Annotated in this window: 17 protein-coding genes; 12 read left to right on the top strand and 5 right to left on the bottom strand. The window is 69.7% G+C overall.

Translation table 11 applies throughout. The annotated features are described in order from the left end of the window. Positions 1–283: 283 nt before the first annotated feature. The 11 genes from uvrC to pgi all read left to right on the top strand — a co-directional run bounded on the left by uvrC (position 284) and on the right by pgi (position 12,982). A complete protein-coding gene (gene uvrC / locus ACGFZW_RS27805; RefSeq protein ID WP_393895963.1) occupies positions 284–2,521 on the top strand; it encodes an excinuclease ABC subunit UvrC in 2,238 nt (745 codons plus the stop codon). Continuing rightward, positions 2,505–3,458 (top strand): RNase adapter RapZ, encoded by a 954-nt coding sequence (rapZ, locus tag ACGFZW_RS27800; RefSeq protein WP_393895962.1) that lies wholly within the window; start codon positions 2,505–2,507, stop codon positions 3,456–3,458. The genes uvrC and rapZ overlap by 17 nt, the downstream gene beginning before the upstream one ends. Then, positions 3,455–4,516: a uridine diphosphate-N-acetylglucosamine-binding protein YvcK gene (gene yvcK, locus ACGFZW_RS27795; protein ID WP_393895961.1), complete on the top strand. Its 1,062-nt coding sequence runs from the start codon at positions 3,455–3,457 to the stop codon at positions 4,514–4,516. Before rapZ ends, yvcK begins: the two co-directional genes overlap by 4 nt. Further along, entirely contained in the window at positions 4,507–5,496 is a 990-nt protein-coding gene (gene whiA, locus ACGFZW_RS27790; protein ID WP_362916587.1) for a DNA-binding protein WhiA, read from the top strand. Before yvcK ends, whiA begins: the two co-directional genes overlap by 10 nt. 217 nt (positions 5,497–5,713) lie before the next feature. Next, complete coding sequence (gene gap / locus ACGFZW_RS27785) at positions 5,714–6,718, top strand: type I glyceraldehyde-3-phosphate dehydrogenase (protein ID WP_393895960.1); 1,005 nt, start codon at positions 5,714–5,716, stop codon at positions 6,716–6,718. A 145-nt stretch (positions 6,719–6,863) separates the two neighbouring features. Beyond that, positions 6,864–8,075, top strand: coding sequence for a phosphoglycerate kinase (locus ACGFZW_RS27780; protein WP_393895959.1), 1,212 nt, complete (start codon positions 6,864–6,866; stop codon positions 8,073–8,075). Between the two features lie 38 nt (positions 8,076–8,113). Continuing rightward, positions 8,114–8,869 (top strand): triose-phosphate isomerase, encoded by a 756-nt coding sequence (gene tpiA, locus ACGFZW_RS27775; protein ID WP_393896043.1) that lies wholly within the window; start codon positions 8,114–8,116, stop codon positions 8,867–8,869. Between the two features lie 166 nt (positions 8,870–9,035). Beyond that, the gene (gene secG, locus ACGFZW_RS27770; protein ID WP_128508572.1) at positions 9,036–9,272 is read left to right on the top strand and encodes a preprotein translocase subunit SecG; all 237 of its coding nucleotides are present in this window, start codon (positions 9,036–9,038) and stop codon (positions 9,270–9,272) included. 178 nt (positions 9,273–9,450) lie between these two features. After that, on the top strand, positions 9,451–9,786 hold the full coding sequence (locus ACGFZW_RS27765; RefSeq protein WP_078518748.1) for an RNA polymerase-binding protein RbpA: 336 nt from the start codon (positions 9,451–9,453) through the stop codon (positions 9,784–9,786). A gap of 224 nt (positions 9,787–10,010) precedes the next feature. Beyond that, positions 10,011–11,273, top strand: coding sequence for an MFS transporter (locus ACGFZW_RS27760; RefSeq protein ID WP_393895958.1), 1,263 nt, complete (start codon positions 10,011–10,013; stop codon positions 11,271–11,273). A gap of 47 nt (positions 11,274–11,320) precedes the next feature. Continuing rightward, on the top strand, positions 11,321–12,982 hold the full coding sequence (gene pgi, locus ACGFZW_RS27755; RefSeq protein ID WP_393895957.1) for a glucose-6-phosphate isomerase: 1,662 nt from the start codon (positions 11,321–11,323) through the stop codon (positions 12,980–12,982). Between the two features lie 83 nt (positions 12,983–13,065). Here the strand turns inward: pgi and pgl are convergent, their stop codons facing one another. From pgl to tkt, 5 genes are read right to left on the bottom strand one after another with little or no spacing between them, the layout of a single operon-like run. After that, positions 13,066–13,848, bottom strand: a complete 783-nt coding sequence (gene pgl, locus ACGFZW_RS27750; protein WP_393895956.1) for a 6-phosphogluconolactonase — start codon at positions 13,846–13,848, stop codon at positions 13,066–13,068. Then, on the bottom strand, positions 13,845–14,879 hold the full coding sequence (gene opcA, locus ACGFZW_RS27745) for a glucose-6-phosphate dehydrogenase assembly protein OpcA (protein WP_393895955.1): 1,035 nt from the start codon (positions 14,877–14,879) through the stop codon (positions 13,845–13,847). Before opcA ends, pgl begins: the two co-directional genes overlap by 4 nt. Next, the gene (gene zwf, locus ACGFZW_RS27740) at positions 14,876–16,399 is read right to left on the bottom strand and encodes a glucose-6-phosphate dehydrogenase (protein ID WP_393895954.1); all 1,524 of its coding nucleotides are present in this window, start codon (positions 16,397–16,399) and stop codon (positions 14,876–14,878) included. The genes opcA and zwf overlap by 4 nt, the downstream gene beginning before the upstream one ends. Positions 16,400–16,403: 4 nt before the next feature. Beyond that, complete coding sequence (tal, locus tag ACGFZW_RS27735; protein WP_393895953.1) at positions 16,404–17,522, bottom strand: transaldolase; 1,119 nt, start codon at positions 17,520–17,522, stop codon at positions 16,404–16,406. A gap of 34 nt (positions 17,523–17,556) precedes the next feature. Next, positions 17,557–19,644, bottom strand: coding sequence for a transketolase (gene tkt / locus ACGFZW_RS27730; RefSeq protein WP_393895952.1), 2,088 nt, complete (start codon positions 19,642–19,644; stop codon positions 17,557–17,559). 488 nt (positions 19,645–20,132) lie between these two features. Here tkt and ACGFZW_RS27725 point away from each other — a divergent pair, with 488 nt between their 5' ends. Then, positions 20,133–21,089, top strand: coding sequence for a heme o synthase (locus ACGFZW_RS27725; protein ID WP_393895951.1), 957 nt, complete (start codon positions 20,133–20,135; stop codon positions 21,087–21,089). Positions 21,090–21,102: the final 13 nt, after the last annotated feature.

The raw sequence follows: 21,102 nt of genomic DNA, 5'->3' as shown, positions 1-21,102 counted from the left end.
CGCCCGGCCTGCGCCCGTAGCTGATCCGCCACCTCACCACAGGCGGTCGGCGCGGCCACCGGGCACCGCATCAACGCGCAGGGGCCCCGGTCCGCCCACGACGGCGGGCCGCGGTCCTTGCGGTCCAATTCCGCGAGGAGCCGCCGCTCGCCCGCGCGGGCGGCGTGCGGCGGCGCACTGCCCGCCGACCGCGCTTGCGGGGCCGCCTCGGCGTGGCCGGACGGCCACCACCGGGAGGCCGTCCGGACCGTGAATGTCGGTGGCGGTCAGTAGGGTGGTGGTCATGGCAGACCCCAGTAGCTACCGACCCAAGCCGGGACAGATCCCCGACTCGCCGGGGGTCTATAAGTTCCGCGACGACCATGGCCGTGTCATCTACGTCGGCAAGGCCAAGAGCCTGCGCCAGCGCCTGGCCAACTACTTCCAGGACCTCGCCGGGCTCCACCCGCGCACGCGCACGATGGTCACCACCGCCGCCTCCGTCGAATGGACCGTGGTCTCCACCGAGGTCGAGGCGCTCCAGCTGGAATACAGCTGGATCAAGGAGTTCGACCCGCGCTTCAACGTCAAGTACCGCGACGACAAGAGCTATCCGTATCTCGCGGTGACGCTCAACGAGGAATTCCCCCGCGTCCAGGTCATGCGCGGCGCCAAGAAGAAGGGCGTCCGCTACTTCGGTCCGTACGCCCACGCCTGGGCCATCCGCGAGACCGTCGACCTGATGCTGCGCGTCTTCCCCGTGCGCACCTGCTCCGCCGGGGTCTTCAAGCGCTCCGCCCAGATCGGCCGCCCCTGTCTGCTCGGCTACATCGGCAAGTGCTCCGCCCCGTGCGTGGCACGCATCTCGGCCCAGGAGCACCGTGAACTCGCCGAGGAGTTCTGCGACTTCATGACCGGCCGCACCGGTGCGTACATCCGCCGCCTGGAGCGGAAGATGCAGGACGCCGCCGAGGAGATGGAGTACGAGAACGCCGCCCGGCTGCGTGACGACATAGTGGCGCTCAGGCGGGCGATGGAGAAGAGCGCCGTGGTGCTCGCCGACGCCACCGACGCCGATCTCATCGCGCTGGCCGAGGACGAACTCGAAGCCGCCGTCCAGATCTTCCACGTCCGCGGCGGCCGGGTGCGCGGTCAGCGGGGCTGGGTCACCGACAAGGTGGAGGCGGTCGCCACCGCCGACCTCGTCGAACACGCCCTCCAGCAGCTCTACGGCGAGGAGCAGGGAGACGCCGTCCCCAAGGAGGTGCTGGTCCCCGCGCTTCCCGAGCCGGTCGAGCCGATCCAGCAGTGGCTGTCCGAGCGCCGCCGAGCCCAGGTCTCGCTGCGCATCCCCCAGCGCGGCGACAAGAAGGACCTGATGGCAACGGTCCAGCGCAACGCCCAGCAGGCCCTCGCGCTGCACAAGACCAAGCGGGCCTCCGATCTGACCACCCGCTCCCGCGCCCTGGAGGAGATCTCCGGGGCTCTCGGCCTGGATTCGGTGCCGCTGCGCATCGAGTGCTTCGACATCTCCCATCTCCAGGGCGATGACGTCGTCGCCTCCATGGTGGTCTTCGAGGACGGCCTCGCCCGCAAGAGCGAATACCGTCGCTTCCAGATCAAGGGCTTCGAGGGTCAGGACGATGTCCGGTCCATGCACGAGGTCATCGGTCGACGATTCAAGCGCTATCTGCAGGAGAAGCAGAAGTCCGGCGAGTGGACCGAGGAGCCGGCCGCGGACGCCCACGCGGAGGACGAAGGAGTGCCGGTCGGCAGCGGCGCGGCGGCCGGCGACGGCACGTCCGCCCGCAACGGTGCGGCGTTCGCCGGCGAAGCGCCCCCTGGCGCCACCGCGGCCCGCACCGACCCGGCCGCCGCGGGCGAAGACCCCATGACAGGCTCCGCAGGCTCCGCGCTGGTGAACGCGGCGGACCTGGAGCCCGACCCCATGGGCGGCCGCGCCACCGACGAGGAGGGGCGCCCCAAGCGGTTCGCCTATCCGCCTCAGCTCGTCGTCGTCGACGGCGGCGCCCCGCAGGTCGCGGCGGCCCGCCGGGCCCTGGACGAACTCGGCATCGACGACGTCGCCGTGTGCGGCCTCGCCAAGCGCCTCGAAGAGGTCTGGCTGCCCGAGGACGACGACCCGGTGGTGCTGCCGCGCAGCAGCGAGGGCCTCTACCTCCTCCAGCGCGTCCGTGACGAAGCACACCGCTTCGCCATCAGCTACCAGCGCAGCAAGCGCACCAAGCGGCTCAAGGCCTCACCGCTCGACGCCGTCGCGGGACTCGGTGACAGCCGCCGTCAGGCACTGCTGAAGCACTTCGGCTCGGTGAAGAAGCTGCGGGCCGCCACGATCGACGAGATCTGCGAGGTCCCCGGGGTCGGCCGCAAGACCGCGGAGACGGTCGCCGCGGCGCTGGCCGGGGCGGCACCGGCCGCGCCCGCGGTGAACACCGCCACAGGAGAGATCATTGAGGATGACGGGGCCGCTCCGGCCGCGTTGTCCCGGAACGGGGGCAGGAACGATGAGCACACCGCGTGAAACGCAGGAAACCGAGAGAGACGGTGCACAGGTGAGTACGGGCACGATGCGCGAGTCCGACCAGGGTGAGAGCGCCGCGATCCCCGAGCTGGTGATCATCTCCGGCATGTCCGGGGCCGGCCGCAGCACCGCGGCGAAGTGCCTGGAGGACCTCGGCTGGTTCGTCGTCGACAACATCCCGCCCGAGCTGATCCCGCCGATGGTCGAGCTGGGAGCCCGCTCGCAGGGCAACGTCGCGCGGATCGCCGTCGTCGTCGATGTCCGCGGGCGTCGCTTCTTCGACAACCTCAAGGAATCCCTGGCCACCCTCGACGGCCAGAACGTCCGGCGCCGCGTGGTGTTCCTGGAGTCCTCCGACGAGGCGCTGGTGCGCCGCTTCGAGTCGGTGCGCCGCCCGCACCCCCTCCAGGGCGACGGCCGGATCGTCGACGGCATCGTCGCCGAGCGCGATCTGCTGCGCGAGCTGCGCGGCGACTCCGACCTGGTCATCGACACCTCCAGCCTCAACGTCCACGAACTGCGCGCCAAGATGGACGCCCAGTTCGCCGGCGAAGAGGTCCCCGAGCTGCGCGCCACGGTCATGTCCTTCGGCTTCAAGTACGGCCTGCCGGTCGACGCCGACATGGTCATCGACTGCCGCTTCATCCCCAACCCGCACTGGGTCCCCGAGTTGAGGCCGTTCACCGGCCTCAACGAAGAGGTCTCCAACTACGTCTTCAGCCAGCCCGGCTCCAAGGAGTTCCTCGACGGCTACGCCGAGCTGCTGCGCCTGGTCGCCGAGGGCTACCGCCGTGAGGGCAAGCGCTATGTGACCATCGCCGTCGGCTGTACGGGCGGCAAGCACCGCAGCGTCGCGATGTCCGAGAAGCTCGGGCGCCGGCTCGTCTCCGAAGGGGTCGAAACCGTCATCGTCCACCGGGACATGGGGCGCGAGTGACCGGCCGTGCGCTGCGGCTGCACCGGGTCCGCAGGCTCGTCCCCAGCGGCCGCATGACCAAGGGCGCCACGCCCAAGGTGGTGGCGCTCGGCGGCGGCATGGGCCTGTCCGCCTCGCTCACGGCACTGCGCCGCATCACCGGCGACCTGACCGCCGTGGTCACCGTCGCCGACGACGGCGGCTCCAGCGGACGGCTCCGCGACGAGCTGGGCGTGCTGCCGCCCGGCGACCTGCGCAAGGCCCTGGCCGCCCTGTGCGGGGACGACGACTGGGGCCAGACCTGGTCGCGGGTGATCCAGCACCGCTTCAAGAGCGAGGGCGAACTGCACGACCACGCCGTCGGCAACCTCCTGATCGTCGCCCTGTGGGAGCAGCTCGGTGACCACGTCCAGGCGCTGGACCTGGTCGGCAAGCTGCTCGGCGCGCACGGCCGGGTGCTGCCCATGTCGGCGGTGCCGCTCGAACTCCAGGCCGAGGTCAAGGGCCATCACCGGGATCGCCCGGACGAGATCAGCACGGTCCGCGGCCAGGCCACCGTCGCGCTCACCCACGGTGAGGTGCGCTCGGTCCATGTGGTGCCCGAGGACCCGCCGGCCGTCCCCGAGGCGGTCGCCGCGGTGCGCGACGCGGACTGGGTGGTCCTCGGTCCCGGCTCGTGGTTCTCGTCCGTGATCCCCCATCTGCTGGTGCCGGAATTGCGCGAGGCGCTGGAGGAGACGAAGGCCCGAAAGGTCCTTTCGCTCAACCTTGCGCCCCAACCGGGCGAAACCGATGGCTTCTCACCGCAGCGTCATTTGGAGGTTTTGGCCCGACACGCCCCTAAACTCGCCTTCGACGTGGTGCTGGCCGACAAGGCCGCCGTGCCCGACATCGAAGGTCTGACGGTTGCCGCCAAGCAGCTCGTCGGCAGCGAGGTCGAGCTGGCGGCGGTCGCCGCACAAGGAGACGACGCCCGGTCGACGGCCGGGGGAGCCCCCGACCGGCACGACCCGGAGCTGCTGGCAGCCGCGTACGACCGTATTTTTCGGATGCATGGAAGGATCGGCCCATGGCGATGACGGCTGCGGTGAAGGATGAAATCTCCCGGCTCCCCGTCACCCGGACCTGCTGCCGGAAGTCGGAGGTCTCGTCGATCCTGCGGTTCGCGGGTGGTCTGCACCTGGTCAGCGGACGCATTGTGATCGAGGCGGAGCTGGACACGGGCATCGCGGCCCGGCGGCTCCGCAAGGACATCCTGGAGATCTTCGGACACTCCTCCGACCTGGTGGTGATGGCTCCCGGCGGCCTGCGGCGCGGCAGCCGCTACGTCGTCCGCGTGGTGGCCGGCGGCGATCAGCTCGCCCGGCAGACGGGTCTGGTGGACGGCCGCGGCCGTCCCATCCGCGGCCTGCCACCACAGGTGGTCTCGGGAGCGACCTGCGACGCCGAGGCGGCCTGGCGCGGCGCCTTCCTGGCGCACGGCTCGCTCACCGAGCCCGGCCGCTCCTCCTCCCTGGAGGTCACCTGCCCCGGCCCCGAGGCGGCGCTCGCGCTGGTCGGCGCGGCCCGCAGGCTCGGTATCGGGGCCAAGGCCCGCGAGGTGCGCGGCGTGGACCGCGTCGTCGTCCGCGACGGGGACGCCATCGGCGCGCTGCTGACCCGCCTCGGCGCCCATGAGTCGGTGCTCGCGTGGGAGGAGCGGCGGATGCGCCGCGAGGTCCGCGCCACCGCCAACCGTCTCGCCAACTTCGACGACGCCAACCTCCGCCGCTCGGCGCGCGCCGCGGTGGCCGCGGGCGCCCGGGTCCAGCGGGCCCTGGAGATCCTCGGCGAGGAGGTCCCCGAGCACCTCGCGGCGGCCGGCCGGCTGCGCATGGAGCACAAGCAGGCATCCCTGGAGGAGCTGGGCGCCCTCGCCGACCCGCCGCTGACCAAGGACGCGGTCGCCGGCCGGATCCGCCGGCTGCTGGCGATGGCCGACAAGCGTGCGCAGGATCTCGGCATCCCCGGTACCGAGTCCAACCTCTCCGAGGAGCTGGCCGAGGGCATGGTCGGCTGACCGTCCGCAGGCTCATCCGCAGCCCCGCTCGCCCCCGGTTTCCCAGGAGATTCCGGGGGCGCGGGGCGTGTTGGCCGGGAGTGGTTCTTGAGGGAGCGCGAGCCGTCCCTGTCAATGTCACGTACGTCTCGTATTGGGGGTAGGGTCGGAGGCGGTCGGGGACATCCCATACAGCTCGCCGGTATCTGAGCCGGCGTACCAACGAGGAGATCGGTTCGTGACGATCCGCGTAGGCATCAACGGATTCGGCCGCATTGGTCGTAACTACTTCCGCGCGCTCCTGGAGCAGGGTGCGGACATCGAGATCGTCGGTGTCAACGACCTGACCGACAACGCCACCCTGGTCCACCTGCTCAAGTACGACACCATCCTGGGTCGCCTCAAGCAGGACGTCAGCCACACCGACGACACCATCACGGTCGGCAACCAGACCTTCAAGACGATGGCCGAGCGCGACCCGGCGAACCTCCCCTGGGGTGAGCTCGGCGCCGACATCGTCATCGAGTCGACCGGCATCTTCACCAAGAAGGCCGACGCCGCCAAGCACATCGCGGCCGGCGCCAAGAAGGTCCTGATCTCCGCGCCCGCCAAGGACGAGGACATCACGATCGTGATGGGCGTCAACCAGGACAAGTACGACGCCGCCAAGCACAACGTCATCTCCAACGCCTCCTGCACCACCAACTGTGTGGCGCCGATGGCCAAGGTTCTCCTGGAGAACTTCGGCATCGTCAAGGGCCTGATGACGACGGTGCACGCGTACACCAACGACCAGCGCATCCTGGACTTCCCGCACAGCGACCTGCGCCGTGCCCGCGCCGCCGCCGAGAACATCATCCCGACCACCACCGGTGCCGCCAAGGCCACCGCCCTGGTGATCCCGGAGCTCGCCGGCAAGCTCGACGGCATCGCCATGCGCGTGCCGGTCCCCACCGGTTCGGTCACCGACCTGGTCATCGAGCTGGAGCGCGAGGTCACCAAGGACGAGGTCAACGCCGCCTTCCAGAAGGCGTCCGAGGGCCAGCTCCAGGGCGTCCTGGAGTACACCGAGGACCCGATCGTCTCCTCGGACATCGTCAACTGGCCGGCGTCCTGCACCTTCGACTCCTCCCTGACCATGGTCCAGGGCAAGAGCGTCAAGATCGTCGGTTGGTACGACAACGAGTGGGGCTACTCCAACCGCCTGGTGGACCTGACCACCTTCGTCGGCGGCCAGCTCTGATCTCGACCAGCAGGCGCTGAGAGGTGCCCCCTTGCTTCACCGGGCACCCCAAGGCATTGAGATGTGAGGACGGGGCTCGTATGACGCGATGAAGCGTCGTACGGGCCCCGACCCATGACTGACTGAAGCTACGGAGTCACTCCTCATGAAGACGATCGACGATCTCACCGCAGAAGGGGTCGCGGGCAAGCGGGTATTCGTCCGCGCCGACCTCAATGTGCCGCTGGACGGCACGACCATCACCGACGACGGCCGTATCCGCGCCGTCCAGCCGACGATCGCCAAGCTCGCGCAGTACGGCGCCAAGGTCATCGTCGCCTCCCACCTGGGCCGCCCCAAGGGTGCCCCGGACCCGGCCTTCTCCCTCGCCCCCGCGGCTGCCCGGCTGGGCGAGCTGCTCGGCAGGGACGTGGCCTTCGCGACCGACACGGTCGGCGAGTCCGCGAAGTCCGTCGTCGACGGCCTCTCCGACGGCCAGGTCGCCGTACTGGAGAACCTCCGCTTCAACCCCGGCGAGACCAGCAAGGACGACGCCGAGCGCGGCGCGTTCGCCGACCAGCTCGCCGCCCTCGCGGACCTGTACGTCGGTGACGGCTTCGGCGCCGTGCACCGCAAGCACGCCTCGGTCTACGACCTCCCGGCCCGCCTTCCGCACGCCGCCGGCGACCTGATCGCCGCCGAGGTCAACGTGCTGAAGAAGCTCACCGAGGACGTCAAGCGCCCCTACGTCGTCGTCCTCGGCGGCGCCAAGGTCTCCGACAAGCTCGCCGTGATCGACCAGCTGCTCGGCAAGGCCGACCGGCTGCTGATCGGCGGTGGCATGGCGTACACCTTCCTCAAGGCCAAGGGCTACGAGGTGGGCATCTCGCTGCTGCAGGAGGACCAGGTCCCCGCGGTCACCGAGTACCTCGAGCGGGCGGAGAAGAACGGCGTCGAGCTGGTTCTTCCCGTCGACGTCCTGGCCGCGGCGGAGTTCCCCGACCTGAAGACCAAGGCGCCCGCCGAGTACGTTGTCGTCGACGCTGACAAGATCCCCTCCGACAAGGAGGGCCTGGACATCGGCCCGAAGACCCGCGAACTCTTCGCCTCGAAGATCGCGGACGCCGAGACGGTGTTCTGGAACGGCCCGGTCGGCGTCGCCGAGCACCCCGACTACGCGGGCGGTACCACGGCCGTCGCGCAGGCACTGCTCGACAGCCCCGCCTTCACCGTCGTCGGTGGTGGGGACTCGGCCGCGGCTGTCCGCGCCCTGGGCTTCGACGAGAACGCTTTTGGCCACATTTCGACCGGCGGTGGCGCCAGCCTCGAATACCTCGAAGGCAAGACGCTCCCCGGCCTCGCTGCTCTGGAGGACTGAAGAACGTGACTGCTCTGAACGAGGGCCGTACCCCGCTGATGGCGGGCAACTGGAAGATGAACCTCAACCACCTCGAGGCCATCGCACACGTCCAGAAGCTCGCCTTCGCCCTCGCCGACAAGGACTTCGACGCCGTAGAGGTCGCGGTCCTGCCGCCCTTCACCGACCTGCGGTCGGTGCAGACGCTGGTGGACGGCGACAAGCTGAAGATCAAGTACGGCGCCCAGGACCTCTCGGCGCACGACTCCGGGGCCTACACCGGTGAGATTTCCGGCAGCATGCTCGCCAAGCTCAAGTGCACCTATGTGACCATCGGGCACAGCGAGCGCCGCCAGTACCACGGCGAGAACGAAGAGATCTGCAACGCCAAGGTCAAGGCCGCCTACAAGCACGGCCTCACCCCGATCCTGTGCGTCGGTGAGGGCCTGGACGTCCGCAAGGCCGGCAACCAGGTCGCACACACCCTCGCCCAGGTCGACGGCGCGCTGACGGACATCCCCGCCGAGCAGGCCGAGTCCATCGTGATCGCCTACGAGCCGGTGTGGGCCATCGGCACCGGCGAGGTCGCCACGCCCGAGGACGCGCAGGAGGTCTGCGGTGCGATCCGCGGCCGCCTCGCCGAGCTCTACAGCCAGGACCTGGCCGACAAGGTCCGCATCCAGTACGGCGGCTCGGTCAAGTCCGGCAACGTCGCGGCGATCATGGCGCAGCCCGACGTCGACGGCGCGCTGATCGGCGGCGCGGCGCTGGACGCGGACGAATTCGTCAAGATCGTCCGCTTCCGCGACCAGTAGCAGCTATGACGACGGGCCCGGCCCGTCGTACCCTGTCGGGGCCGGGTCCGGCGTCCAGCACGCCGCCCCGGCCCCGCACCATTTTGATCTCGTGTGGTGGGTCTCCGTCGCCGGAAGGCGTCGGAACAACTGTTCCGTCCGTCAGTCCTAGAGAGTTGGTCCAGCCGTGGTCATCGGGTTCTCGATCGCCCTCATCGTCTTCAGCCTGCTGCTGATGATGCTGGTGCTCATGCACAAGGGGAAGGGCGGCGGCCTGTCCGACATGTTCGGTGGCGGTATGCAGTCCTCGGTCGGTGGCTCCTCGGTCGCCGAGCGCAACCTCGACCGCATCACCATCGTGATCGGTCTGCTGTGGTTTGCGTGCATTGTCGTTCTCGGTGTCCTGATGAAGCTCGGAAACTGACATACCGTCGGAGACGCGGCCTATCATGAGGGCGGCGTCCTCGGACGGGTAACTCCTGTCACTGGACGCGCGTTGGGCCTTACGTAAACTGGGGGGCCCGCAGCGCAGCTGCTGTTAGAGCCCGCAGTGAAGCTGTTGTGAGAGGCTTCGCAGCACCATTACGCAGGGAGTTACGACCGTGGCAAGTGGCAACGCGATCCGAGGAAGTCGGGTCGGGGCGGGGCCGATGGGGGAGGCCGAGCGCGGTGAATCCGCGCCGCGCACCCGCATCTCCTTCTGGTGCTCCAACGGGCACGAGACACAGCCCAGCTTCGCCGGTGACGCGCAGGTTCCTGACACCTGGGACTGCCCGCGCTGTGGTTTCCCGGCAGGCAAGGACCGGGAGAGCCCTCCGGACCCGCCGCGCACCGAGCCGTACAAGACTCACCTCGCCTACGTCCGGGAGCGTCGTAGCGACGCTGACGGAGAGGCGATTCTCGCCGAGGCGCTCGCCAAGCTCCGCGGCGAGATCTGACGGACCACAGACGCCGGACCGGCCCGGCCGGAGGGGACAGACGACCCTCCGGCCGGGCCGGTCGCGCGTGGGGCGCCTCATCGCGAGTCCCTGTCCAGCCCGCCACCGGCTGTCGGCCGCACCCGGCGCGGCATCTGAGGTAGCGGATGGGGAAGCTGCCCGAGGTCCGCTGTCAGTGGTCGTCGTTACCGTTTGTGTACCGGGAGAAACGGTACGGAGGCGGCATGGCGAGCACGGGGGTTGGCGGCGCGGCGGGTGTCGTCACGCTCGCCTGGCGCGGCGGCTTCGGCCTGCTGTGGACCGCGGCGGCCGTCTCCCGCTTCGGTGACGCGCTGCGCGGTACGGCGCTGCCGCTGCTCGCCTACTCCCTGACCGACTCACCGGTGCTGATCTCCCTCGTCACCGCCTGCGGTCTGCTGCCCTGGCTGTGCTTCGGCCTGCTGGGCGGCGCGGTCGCCGACCGGGTGGACCAGCGCCGGGCCATGTGGGTGGTCGATGTGCTGCGCGGCCTTCTGATGGCCGGCTTCGCCCTGGCCGTGGCGCTCGGGGCGGCCGGCATCGGGCTGTTGCTGGCCCTCGCCTTCGCTCTCACCACCCTCCAGACGCTCTTCGACAACGCCGCCACGGCCCTGCTGCCCGCGGTGGTGTCGCAGGAGGCACTGGGCATCGCCAACGCCCGTTTGATGACCGGCCAGGAGGTGCTGGGCCGGTTCGTCGGCGGGCCGCTGGCGCCACTGCTCATCGCGCTGGGCGCCGCCGCGCCCTTCGCGGCCGACGCCGTCACCTACCTCGTCGCTGCGGCACTGGTCGCCTCGCTGCGCGGCCTGACCCCCTCGCGGCCTGCGCCGGCCCGTGCCGCATCCACTCTCCGGCGTGAAATCGCCGACGGCACCCGGGCGTTGTGGCGCGACCGGGTCCTGCGGTCGTTCTGCGTAGCGGTGGCGCTGGGCAACGTCGGCATCGGCGCGTTGATCGCCACCCTCGTGGTGGTGGTCAAGGAGTGGCTGGGTGCGGGGGACTTCGGCTATGCCGCGGTGACGACCGGGTACGGCATCGGGATGGTGCTCGGCGGGCTGACGGCGGGCCGGGTCACCGCCGCGCTCGGCGGCCAGGTCCGCACCCTGCTCCTGGCCGGCCTGCTGCAGACCGCCGTGCTGGTGGCCTTCGGGACGCTGCGCTCCCTGTGGGCCGCGTCGGCGTTCCTCGGCCTGTTCGGCTTCGCGAGCATGGTGTGGAGCGTCCTGGAGACGACGGTGGTCCAGCAGCGCAGCCCCACCGCGATGCTCGGGCGGATCAGTGCCGCGTTCCGCACGGTCTCCGTCGCCGGGACGCCGCTGGGGGCGCTGCTGGGCGGCGCGGCCGCCGCGGTGTGGGGCGCCAACCTCCCGGCCCTGCTGGCCGCCGCGCTGCTGGGTCTCGGCGTCGTCACCCTGATACCCGTGCTTCAGTCGGCCGACAGCGGACAGACACCTCATACCGTGCCCTGATCAATTAGGTTGGAGCACGGCGGGGCCGGTACGAGATGAGAAGGCTGATGTCGGAGATGAACGCAGAACGCCGCAGCAGGCTCGACCAGCTGCCGGAGTGGACGGCGCTGAACAAGCACCGGGAGCAGCTGGGGGAGGTACATCTTCGTGAGCTGTTCGACCGGGACCCGGCCCGCGCCGAGCGGTACACCCTCCAGGTCGGCGATCTGCACCTGGACTACTCCAAGCACCTGGTCACCGATGACACCCTGCGGCTGCTCCAGGAGCTGGCCGCGGCGACCGGCGTGGCCGGGCTGCGGGACGCGATGTTCCGCGGCGAGAAGATCAACATCACCGAGCGGCGTGCCGTGCTGCACACCGCGCTGCGCGCACCCGGCGCGGCGGTCATCACGACGGGCGGGGAGAACGTCGTCCCGGCCGTGCACGCCGCCCTGATGAAGATGAGCGTCTTCTGCGACCGGATCCACTCCGGCGACTGGAAGGGCCACACCGGCAAGCCCATCAAGACCGTCGTCAACATCGGCATCGGCGGCTCCGACCTGGGCCCGGCGATGGCGTTCGAGGCGCTGCGCGCCTACAGCCACCGCGAGCTGCAATTCCGGTTCGTCTCCAACGTCGACGGCGCCGATCTGCACGAGGCGCTGCGCGACCTGGACCCGGCCGAGACGCTGTTCATCATCGCCTCGAAGACCTTCACCACCATCGAGACGATCACCAACGCGACGTCCGCGCGTGACTGGCTGCTGTCCACGCTCCGCGCCGGTGACGACGCCGTGGCCAAGCACTTCGTGGCGCTGTCGACCAACGCCGAGAAGGTCGCGGAATTCGGCATCGACACCACCAACATGTTCGAGTTCTGGGACTGGGTGGGCGGCCGCTATTCCTTCGACTCCGCGATCGGTCTGTCGCTGATGCTCGCGATCGGCCCGGAGCACTTCCGCGAGATGCTGGCCGGTTTCCACCTCGTCGACGAGCACTTCCGCTCCGCCCCGCCGGAGGAGAACGCCCCGCTGCTGCTCGGCCTGCTCGGCATCTGGTACGGCAACTTCTGGGACGCCCAGTCGCACGCGGTCCTGCCGTACAGCCACTACCTCTCCAAGTTCACCGCGTATCTCCAGCAGTTGGACATGGAGTCCAACGGCAAGTCCGTGGACCGCGAGGGCAACCCCGTCAACTGGCAGACCGGGCCTGTCGTGTGGGGAACGCCCGGTACGAACGGCCAGCACGCCTACTACCAGCTGCTCCACCAGGGCACGAAGATGATCCCGGTGGACTTCATCGGTTTCGCCGAGCCGGTCGCTGATCTGCGGCCGGGCCTGGTCGCCCAGCACGACCTGCTGATGGCGAACCTCTTCGCGCAGGGCCAGGCGCTGGCCTTCGGCAAGACGCCCGACGAGGTGCGCGCCGAGGGCGTGGCGGAGGAGCTGGTGCCGCACAAGACCTTCCGCGGCAACCACCCCAGCACCACCATCCTGGCCAAGGAACTCAGCCCGTCCGTCCTCGGCCAGCTGATCGCCCTCTACGAGCACAAGGTCTTCGTCCAGGGCGCGATCTGGAACATCGACTCCTTCGACCAGTGGGGCGTGGAGCTGGGCAAGGTCCTCGCCAAGCGGGTGGAGCCGGCCCTGACGGACGGCGCCACGGTGCCGGGCCTGGACGTCTCCACCGCCCGCCTGGTCGGCAAGTACCGCGAGCTGCGCGGCCGTTGATCGAGGGCGCCACGGCGCTTTCGAGAGACGACAGCGGCCCCGCCCTCCCGGAGGAGGACGGGGCCGCAGGCGTTCTTCGGAACCTACGCCGAGGCGGGCGGATAGAGGCTGCGCGGCAGTTGGGCCGCCGCCGCCTCGTCCAGCAGCCACAACGTCCGGCTGCGGCCCCGGGCACCGGCTGCCGGAGCCTGGACCTCGCCCGCGCCGGAGAGCGCGATCGCCGCGGCACCGGCCTTGTCCTCGCCGGCCGCCAGCAGCCAGACCTCCCGTGCCGCACGGATCGCCGGCAGGGTCAGCGAGATGCGGGTGGGCGGCGGCTTGGGGGCGCCGTGCACCCCGACCACCGTCCGCTCGCTCTCGCGCACGGCCGGCAGCTCGGGGAAGAGCGAGGCGACATGCGTGTCCGGGCCGACACCCAGCAGCAGGACGTCGAAGGACGGCACCGGGCCGTGGTCCTCGGGCCGTGCGGCGGCGGCCAGTTCGGCCGCGTACGCCTCGGCCGAGGCGTCGGCGTCATTGCCGTACGCTCCGCCCGAGGGGGGCATCGGATGCACCCGGGCCGGGTCCAGCGGAACGCTGTCCAGCAGCGCCTCGCGGGCCTGGGTGTCGTTGCGCTCGGGGTCGCCGTACGGCAGGAAACGCTCGTCGCCCCACCACAGGTCCAGGCGGGACCAGTCCACCGCGTCCCGGGCGGGCGCCTCGGCGAGGGCCGCGAGCAGCCCGTTGCCGTTGCGTCCGCCGGTCAGCACCACCGAGGCGAAGCCCCGGGCGGACTGCGCGTCGACGATCTTGGTGATCAGCCGGGCCGCGGCGGCCTTCGCCATGAGTTCCTTGTCGCGGTGGACGACGACCTGCGGAGCACTCACTTGCCGGCCGCCTTCTTGGCGGGTGCCTTCTTCGCCGCGGGCTTGGCCGGGGCGGCTTCCGCTGCGACCGGCGTCTCCTCGGCGGACTTCGCCTCCGCGCCGGACGACTCCCCGAGGCGTGCCACGCCGTACTTCAGCGCTGCGGCATAGGTGTCGTCCGGGTCGAGCCGGCGCAGTTCCTCGGCGAGCAGCTCGGAGGTGTCCCGTCGCTTGAGGGCCACCGCCCGGTCGGGCTGGCCCTGCATGCAGAGCGTGGCCAGCGAGCCGTCCGGACGGTCCAGCACGATGGGACCGCAGCTGCTCTCCATCCGCACGGCCGTCAGGCCGGGACCGGCCGACGCGGTGCGCTTGACCGGGACGTGCAGCCTGCTGGCGAGCCACATGGCGAGCAGCTCGCAACTGGGGTTGAACTCCTCGCCCTCGACCTCGGCCGAGGTGACCGTGCACGGCGCCTGGTCGAGCGCCGCGGCGAGCATCGAACGCCAGGGGGTGATGCGGGTCCAGGCGAGGTCGGTGTCGCCCGGGGTGTAGGTGTCCGCGCGACTTGCCAGCTCCGCCACCGGATTCTCGGCGGCGTAGGCGTCGGTGACACGGCGCTGGGCCAGCGCACCGAGCGGGTCCTTCGCGGGGTTCTTCGGGGCGTTCACCGCCCACCAGACCACGACCGGCGCGTCCGGCAGCAGCAGCGGCAGCACCACGGACTGGGCGTGGTCGATGGCCTCGCCGTACAGCCGCAGTACGACCGTCTCGCCGGTGCCCGCGTCCGTGCCCACCCGGACCTCTGCGTCCAGGCGCGCCTTGGAGCGGTTGCGCGGCGACCGGCTGACCCGCTTGATGACGACGAGCGTGCGCGAGGGGTGCTCACGCGAGGCTTCGTTGGCGGCCTTCAGGGCGTCGTAGGCGTTCTCCTCGTCGGTGACGATGACGAGGGTCAGCACCATGCCGATGGCAGGGGTGCCGACGGCGCGACGGCCCTGGACCAAAGCCTTGTTGATCTTGCTGGCCGTGGTTTCCGTCAGATCGATCTTCATGGGCGACGCCAGCTCCGTCCGTCTCGTGCGAGCATTTCGTCCGCCTCGACGGGTCCCCAGGTGCCCGCCGGGTACTGCGCGGGCTTGCCCTTGCTCTCCCAGTACTCCTCGATCGGGTCGAGGATGCGCCAGGACAGCTCGACCTCCTCCAGTCGCGGGAAGAGGTTGGCGTCACCGAGCAGTACATCGAGGATCAGCCGCTCGTACGCCTCGGGGCTGGACTCAGTGAAGGACTCGCCGTACGCGAAGTCCATCGAGACGTCCCGCACCTCCATCGAGGTTCCCGGCACCTTGGAGCCGAACCTGACGGTCACGCCTTCATCCGGCTGCACGCGGATGACCAGGGCGTTCTGCCCCAGCTCCTCCGTCGCGGTGTGGTCGAAGGGGGAGTGCGGGGCGCGCTGGAAGACCACCGCGATCTCGGTCACGCGGCGGCCGAGGCGCTTGCCGGTGCGGAGATAGAAGGGGACGCCCGCCCAGCGGCGGTTGTCCACCTGCAGCTTGATGGCGGCGTAGGTGTCGGTCTTGGACTGGGGGTTGATGCCCTCTTCCTCCAGATAACCGACGGCCTGCTCGCCGCCCTGCCAGCCGGCCGTGTACTGCGCGCGCACGGTCTCCTTGCCGAGGTCGGCGGGGATCCGGACGGCGCCGAGCACCTTGGTCTTCTCGGCGACCAGCGCGTCCGCCTCGAAGGAGGCGGGCTCCTCCATCGCGGTCAGCGCGAGCAGCTGGAGCAGGTGGTTCTGGATGACGTCACGCGCCGCGCCGATGCCGTCGTAGTAGCCGGCCCGGCCGCCGATGCCGATGTCCTCGGCCATGGTGATCTGCACGTGGTCGACATAGCTGCGGTTCCAGAGCGGCTCGAACATCGTGTTGGCGAACCGCAGCGCCATGATGTTCTGGACCGTCTCCTTGCCCAGGTAGTGGTCGATCCGGAAGACCTCTTCCGGCGGGAAGACCTCGTGGACGACCTGGTTGAGCTCCTGAGCGCTCTTGAGGTCGTGGCCGAAGGGCTTCTCGATGACCGCGCGGCGCCAGGAGCCCTCCTTCTGGTCGGCCAGCCCGTGCTTCTTCAGCTGCTGGACGACCTTGGGGAAGAACTTCGGCGGCACCGAGAGGTAGAAGGCGAAGTTGCCGCCGGTGCCCTGCGCCTTGTCGAGCTCGTTGATGGTGTTCTTGAGGGTTTCGAAGGCGTCGTCGTCGTCGAAGTTGCCCTGGACGAAGCGGCAGCCCTGGACCAGCTGCTGCCAGACCTCCTCGCGGAAGGGCGTCCGGGAGTGCTGCTTGACGGCCTCGTACACCTCCTTCGCGAAGTCCTCGTGCTCCCACTCACGGCGGGCGAACCCGATGAGGGAGAAACCCGGCGGGAGCAGACCGCGGTTGGCCAGGTCGTAGACGGCGGGCATCAGCTTTTTACGGGACAAATCGCCCGTGACGCCAAAGATGACAAGGCCGGACGGCCCCGCGATACGCGGGAGCCGCCGGTCCTGTGCGTCACGCAGCGGATTGCTGCTGGTCAATTCCTCAGGCCTCCGAAGGGGAAAGGCGCTTGAGCTCCGCCTCAGTGGACTTGAGCAGGTCGTTCCAGGACGCCTCGAACTTCTCGACGCCCTCGTCCTCCAGGAGCTGCACGACCTCGTCGTACGAGATCCCCAGCCCGGCGATCGCGTCGAGATCGGCCTGGGCCGACTCGTACGTGCCGCGCACCGTGTCGCCGGTGATCCGGCCGTGGTCGGCGGTGGCCTCCAAGGTGGCCTCCGGCATGGTGTTGACCGTGCCCGGGGCGACCAGCTCGTCGACGTACAGCGTGTCCTTGTAGGCCGGGTCCTTGACGCCGGTCGAGGCCCACAGCGGACGCTGCTTGTTGGCGAGCGCCTTGTCCAGCGCGGCCCAGCGGTCCGAGGAGAAGACCTCCTCGTACGCCTGGTAGGCCAGGCGGGCGTTGGCCAGCGCGGCCTTGCCCTTGAGCGCCTTGGCCTCGTCCGTGCCGATCTTCTCCAGGCGCTTGTCGATCTCGCTGTCCACACGGGAGACGAAGAACGAGGCAACGGAGTGGATCTTGGAGAGGTCCAGGCCGGCGGCCTTGGCCTTCTCCAGACCCGCGAGGTAGGCGTCCATGACCTCGCGGTAGCGCTCCAGCGAGAAGATCAGCGTGACGTTGACGCTGATGCCCTTGCCGATGACCTCGGTGATCGCCGGCAGGCCGGCCCTGGTCGCCGGGATCTTGATGAGGGTGTTGGGGCGGTCCACCAGCCACGCGAGCTGCTTGGCCTCCGCGACCGTCGGCAGGGTGTGGTGCGCGAGGCGCGGGTCGACCTCGATCGACACCCGGCCGTCCTGGCCGCCGGTGGCGTCGAAGACCGGGCGCAGGATGTCGGCGGCGTCACGGACGTCCGCCGTCGTGATCATGCGGATGGCTTCCTCGACGGTGACCTTGCGGGCCGCGAGGTCGGCGACCTGCTGGTCGTAGCCGTGACCGTCCGAGATCGCCTTCTGGAAGATCGAGGGGTTGGTGGTCACACCGACGACGTGCTGCTGGTCGATCAGCTCGGCGAGGTTGCCGGACGTGATGCGCTGGCGCGACAGGTCGTCCAGCCAGATCGCGACGCCTTCGTCGGAGAGGCGCTTGAGTGCGTCTGTCATGGGTTCTGCATCTCCTACTTGTCGTATATGGGCGTCAGCGCGCGGCGGCTTCGATCGATTCCCGAGCGGCGGCGGCCACCGCGTCGGCGGTGAAGCCGAACTCGCGGAAGAGGACCTTCGCGTCGGCGGAGGCACCGAAGTGCTCCAGGGACACGATGCGGCCGGCGTCACCGACGAAGCGGTGCCAGGTCAGACCGATGCCGGCTTCGACGGCGACACGGGCCTTGACCGACGGGGGAAGCACGCTGTCGCGGTACGCCTGGTCCTGCTCCTCGAACCACTCCACCGACGGCATCGAGACCACGCGGGTCGGGATACCGGCAGCCTGGAGCTGCTCACGGGCGCCGACGGCGAGCTGGACCTCCGAGCCGGTGCCGATGAGCACGACCTGCGGCTCACCGCCGTCCGCCTCGAAGAGCACGTAACCGCCCTTGGCGACGCCTTCGTTGGCCTCGTAGGTCGGCACGCCCTGGCGAGTCAGCGCGAGGCCGTGCGGGGCCCCGACGCCGAACTCCTTGGTGTAGCGCTTGAGGATCTCGCGCCAGGCGATGGCGGTCTCGTTGGCGTCGGCCGGGCGCACGACGTTCAGGCCCGGGATGGCGCGCAGCGCGGCGAGGTGCTCGACCGGCTGGTGGGTCGGACCGTCCTCACCCAGACCGACGGAGTCGTGCGTCCACACGTACGTCACCGGCAGGTGCATCAGGGCCGACAGCCGGACGGCGTTGCGCATGTAGTCGGAGAACACCAGGAAGGTGCCGCCGTAGATGCGGGTGTTGCCGTGCAGCGCGATGCCGTTCATCTCCGCGGCCATGGAGTGCTCGCGGATGCCGAAGTGGATCGTGCGGCCGTACGGGTCGGCGCCCGGCAGTGGGTTGCCCTCCGGCAGGAACGACGACGTCTTGTCGATCGTGGTGTTGTTCGAACCGGCGAGGTCGGCGGAGCCGCCCCACAGCTCGGGCACGATCCCGCCGAGTGCCTGCAGCACCTTGCCCGAAGCGGCGCGGGTGGCGACGGCCTTGCCCGGCTCGAACGACGGGAGGTGGTCCTGCCAGCCCTCGGGCAGCTCGCCCGCGGCGATGCGGTCGAACTCGGCGGCGCGCTCGGGGCTGGCGGTGCGCCAGGCGGCGAACGCCTTGCCCCACTCGGCCTTGGCGTCGCGGCCGCGGTCGAGGGCGGAGCGGGTGTGCGCGAGCACCTCGTCGGAGACCTCGAAGGACTTCTCCGGGTCGAAGCCCAGCACGCGCTTGGTGGCGGCGACCTCTTCGTCGCCCAGCGCGGAGCCGTGTGCGGCCTCGGTGTTCTGGGCGTTCGGGGCCGGCCAGGCGATGATCGAGCGCATCGCGATGAAGGACGGGCGCTCGGTCTCGGCCTTGGCCGCCTCGATCGCCTCGTACAGGGCGGCCGGGTCGAGGTCGCCGTTCTCCTTGGGCTCCACGCGCTGGACGTGCCAGCCGTAGGCCTCGTACCGCTTCTCGGTGTCCTCGGAGATCGCGGTCTCGGTGTCGCCCTCGATCGAGATGTGGTTGTCGTCCCACAGCAGGATCAGGTTGCCGAGCTTCTGGTGCCCGGCCAGGGAGGACGCCTCGGCGGAGATGCCCTCCTGGAGGCAGCCGTCACCGGCGATCGCGTAGATGTGGTGGTCGAACGGCGAGCTGCCGGCGGCCGCCTCGGGGTCGAACAGGCCGCGCTCGTAGCGGGCGGCCATCGCCATGCCCACGGCGTTGGCGACACCCTGGCCGAGCGGGCCCGTGGTGGTCTCCACGCCGGTGGTGTGGCCGTACTCCGGGTGGCCGGGGGTCTTGGAGCCCCAGGTGCGGAAGGCCTTGAGGTCGTCCAGCTCCAGGCCGAAACCGGCCAGGTAGAGCTGGATGTAGAGGGTCAAGGACGAGTGGCCCGCGGACAGTACGAAACGGTCGCGGCCGGTCCAGTCGGCGTCCGCCGGGTCGTGCCGCATCACCTTCTGGAAGAGGGTGTACGCGGCAGGAGCGAGGCTCATGGCCGTACCGGGGTGGCCGTTACCGACCTTCTGCACGGAATCCATGGCCAGAACGCGGGCGGTATCGACGGCACGCTGGTCCAGATCGGTCCACTCGAGACCTGTGGTGGTCGGCTTGGTGCTCACCCTGGGTCAGGGCTCCTCTCCACATGTCGAATGCCGGGAACGGAAATGCCCCCGGACGAAGTCGAGCCTACCTGCGTGGGAGGCGCATTTTTTCGCCGGAACCCCGGGCTTTGTCACCTGCAACACATGAGTTTTCCGGCCGGCGAACGAGCGCCCGGATGAGCAGGTGAACGCCCAGGCGACACGGGGTGTCGGCGGCACGGTCGGACTGCCGTCGGATGCCCCGATTCGCCTCGTGAACATCCGGGTGCCCCGGCAGTCGGGTGTGAATCCTGCGGCCCGCCGGAGGCGGTGGCCTTCGCCGCGGTCGCGATTCCTCCTGCGCCGTCGGGGTCAACACGACCCCACCCCCCGCGAAGGCCGCGGTATCCCCTACGTCTAGAGTGGCGTGGTACGCGCAAGTGCTCACCGGGCTGTTACCCGCCCGGATGTCTTGCTGGCCTTATCTCCGCGGCGCTCAGCCGCAGTAGTTACTTCCAGGGGTGTGCGTGACGGCCGTCGAATCCCGTCCTGCGGGGGCGCTCTCTCGGAGCCCTGGGAGTCCAGGTCCAGGCAACCGTCCTTTCGGTGCCCGGGTCAAGGCTTTCATCGCCCTGACCAAGCCGCGCGTCATCGAATTGCTGCTGATGACGACGGTGCCGGTGATGTTCCTGGCCGCCGAGGGCGTGCCGGACCTCTGGCTGGTGCTGGCGACCTGCATCGGCGGTTACCTCTCCGCCGGCGGGGCGGGTGCCTTCAACATGTACATCGACCGCGACATCGACGCGCTGATGGACCGCACCTCCCAGCGGCCTCTGGTCACGGGCATGGTCTCGCCGCGTGAATGCCTGGTCTTCGCGACCACCCTCGCGGTGGGCTCCACCGCCTGGTTCTGGTTCCTCGTCAATCCGCTGTCGGCGATGCTGTCCCTCGGGGCGCTGCTTTTCTACGTCGTCGTTTACACGATGATCCTGAAGCGGCGTACCGCGCAGAACATCGTCTGGGGCGGTATCGCGGGCTGCATGCCGGTCTTCATCGGCTGGTCCTCGGTGACGAATTCGGTCTCCTGGGCCGCGGTGATCCTTTTCCTTGTCATCTTCTTCTGGACGCCGCCGCATTACTGGCCGCTGTCGATGAAGGTCAAGGACGACTACGAGCGGGTCGGGGTGCCGATGCTGCCGGTCATCGCCGGCAACAAGGCCGTCGCCCGCCAGATCGTCGCCTACAGCTGGGTGATGGTCGCCGTCTCGCTGCTGCTGCAGCCCCTGGGCTACACCGGCTGGTTCTACACCGCGGTCGCCCTCGCCTGCGGCGTCTTCTGGCTCAAGGAGGCGCACGGCCTGCAGGCCCGCGCCAAGGCCGGTGTCACCGGTGCCAAGCTCAAGGAGATGCGACTGTTCCACTGGTCCATCACCTATGTCTCCCTGCTGTTCGTCGCCGTTGCCGTGGACCCCTTCCTCCGTTGATTACCGGCGGGTA

Source organism: Streptomyces sp. NPDC048248, assembly GCF_043201875.1.
Classification (GTDB): Bacteria; Actinomycetota; Actinomycetes; order Streptomycetales; family Streptomycetaceae; genus Streptomyces.
The sequence above is the reverse complement of the archived record's forward strand: the minus strand, read 5'-3'. Positions and strand labels throughout refer to the sequence as shown.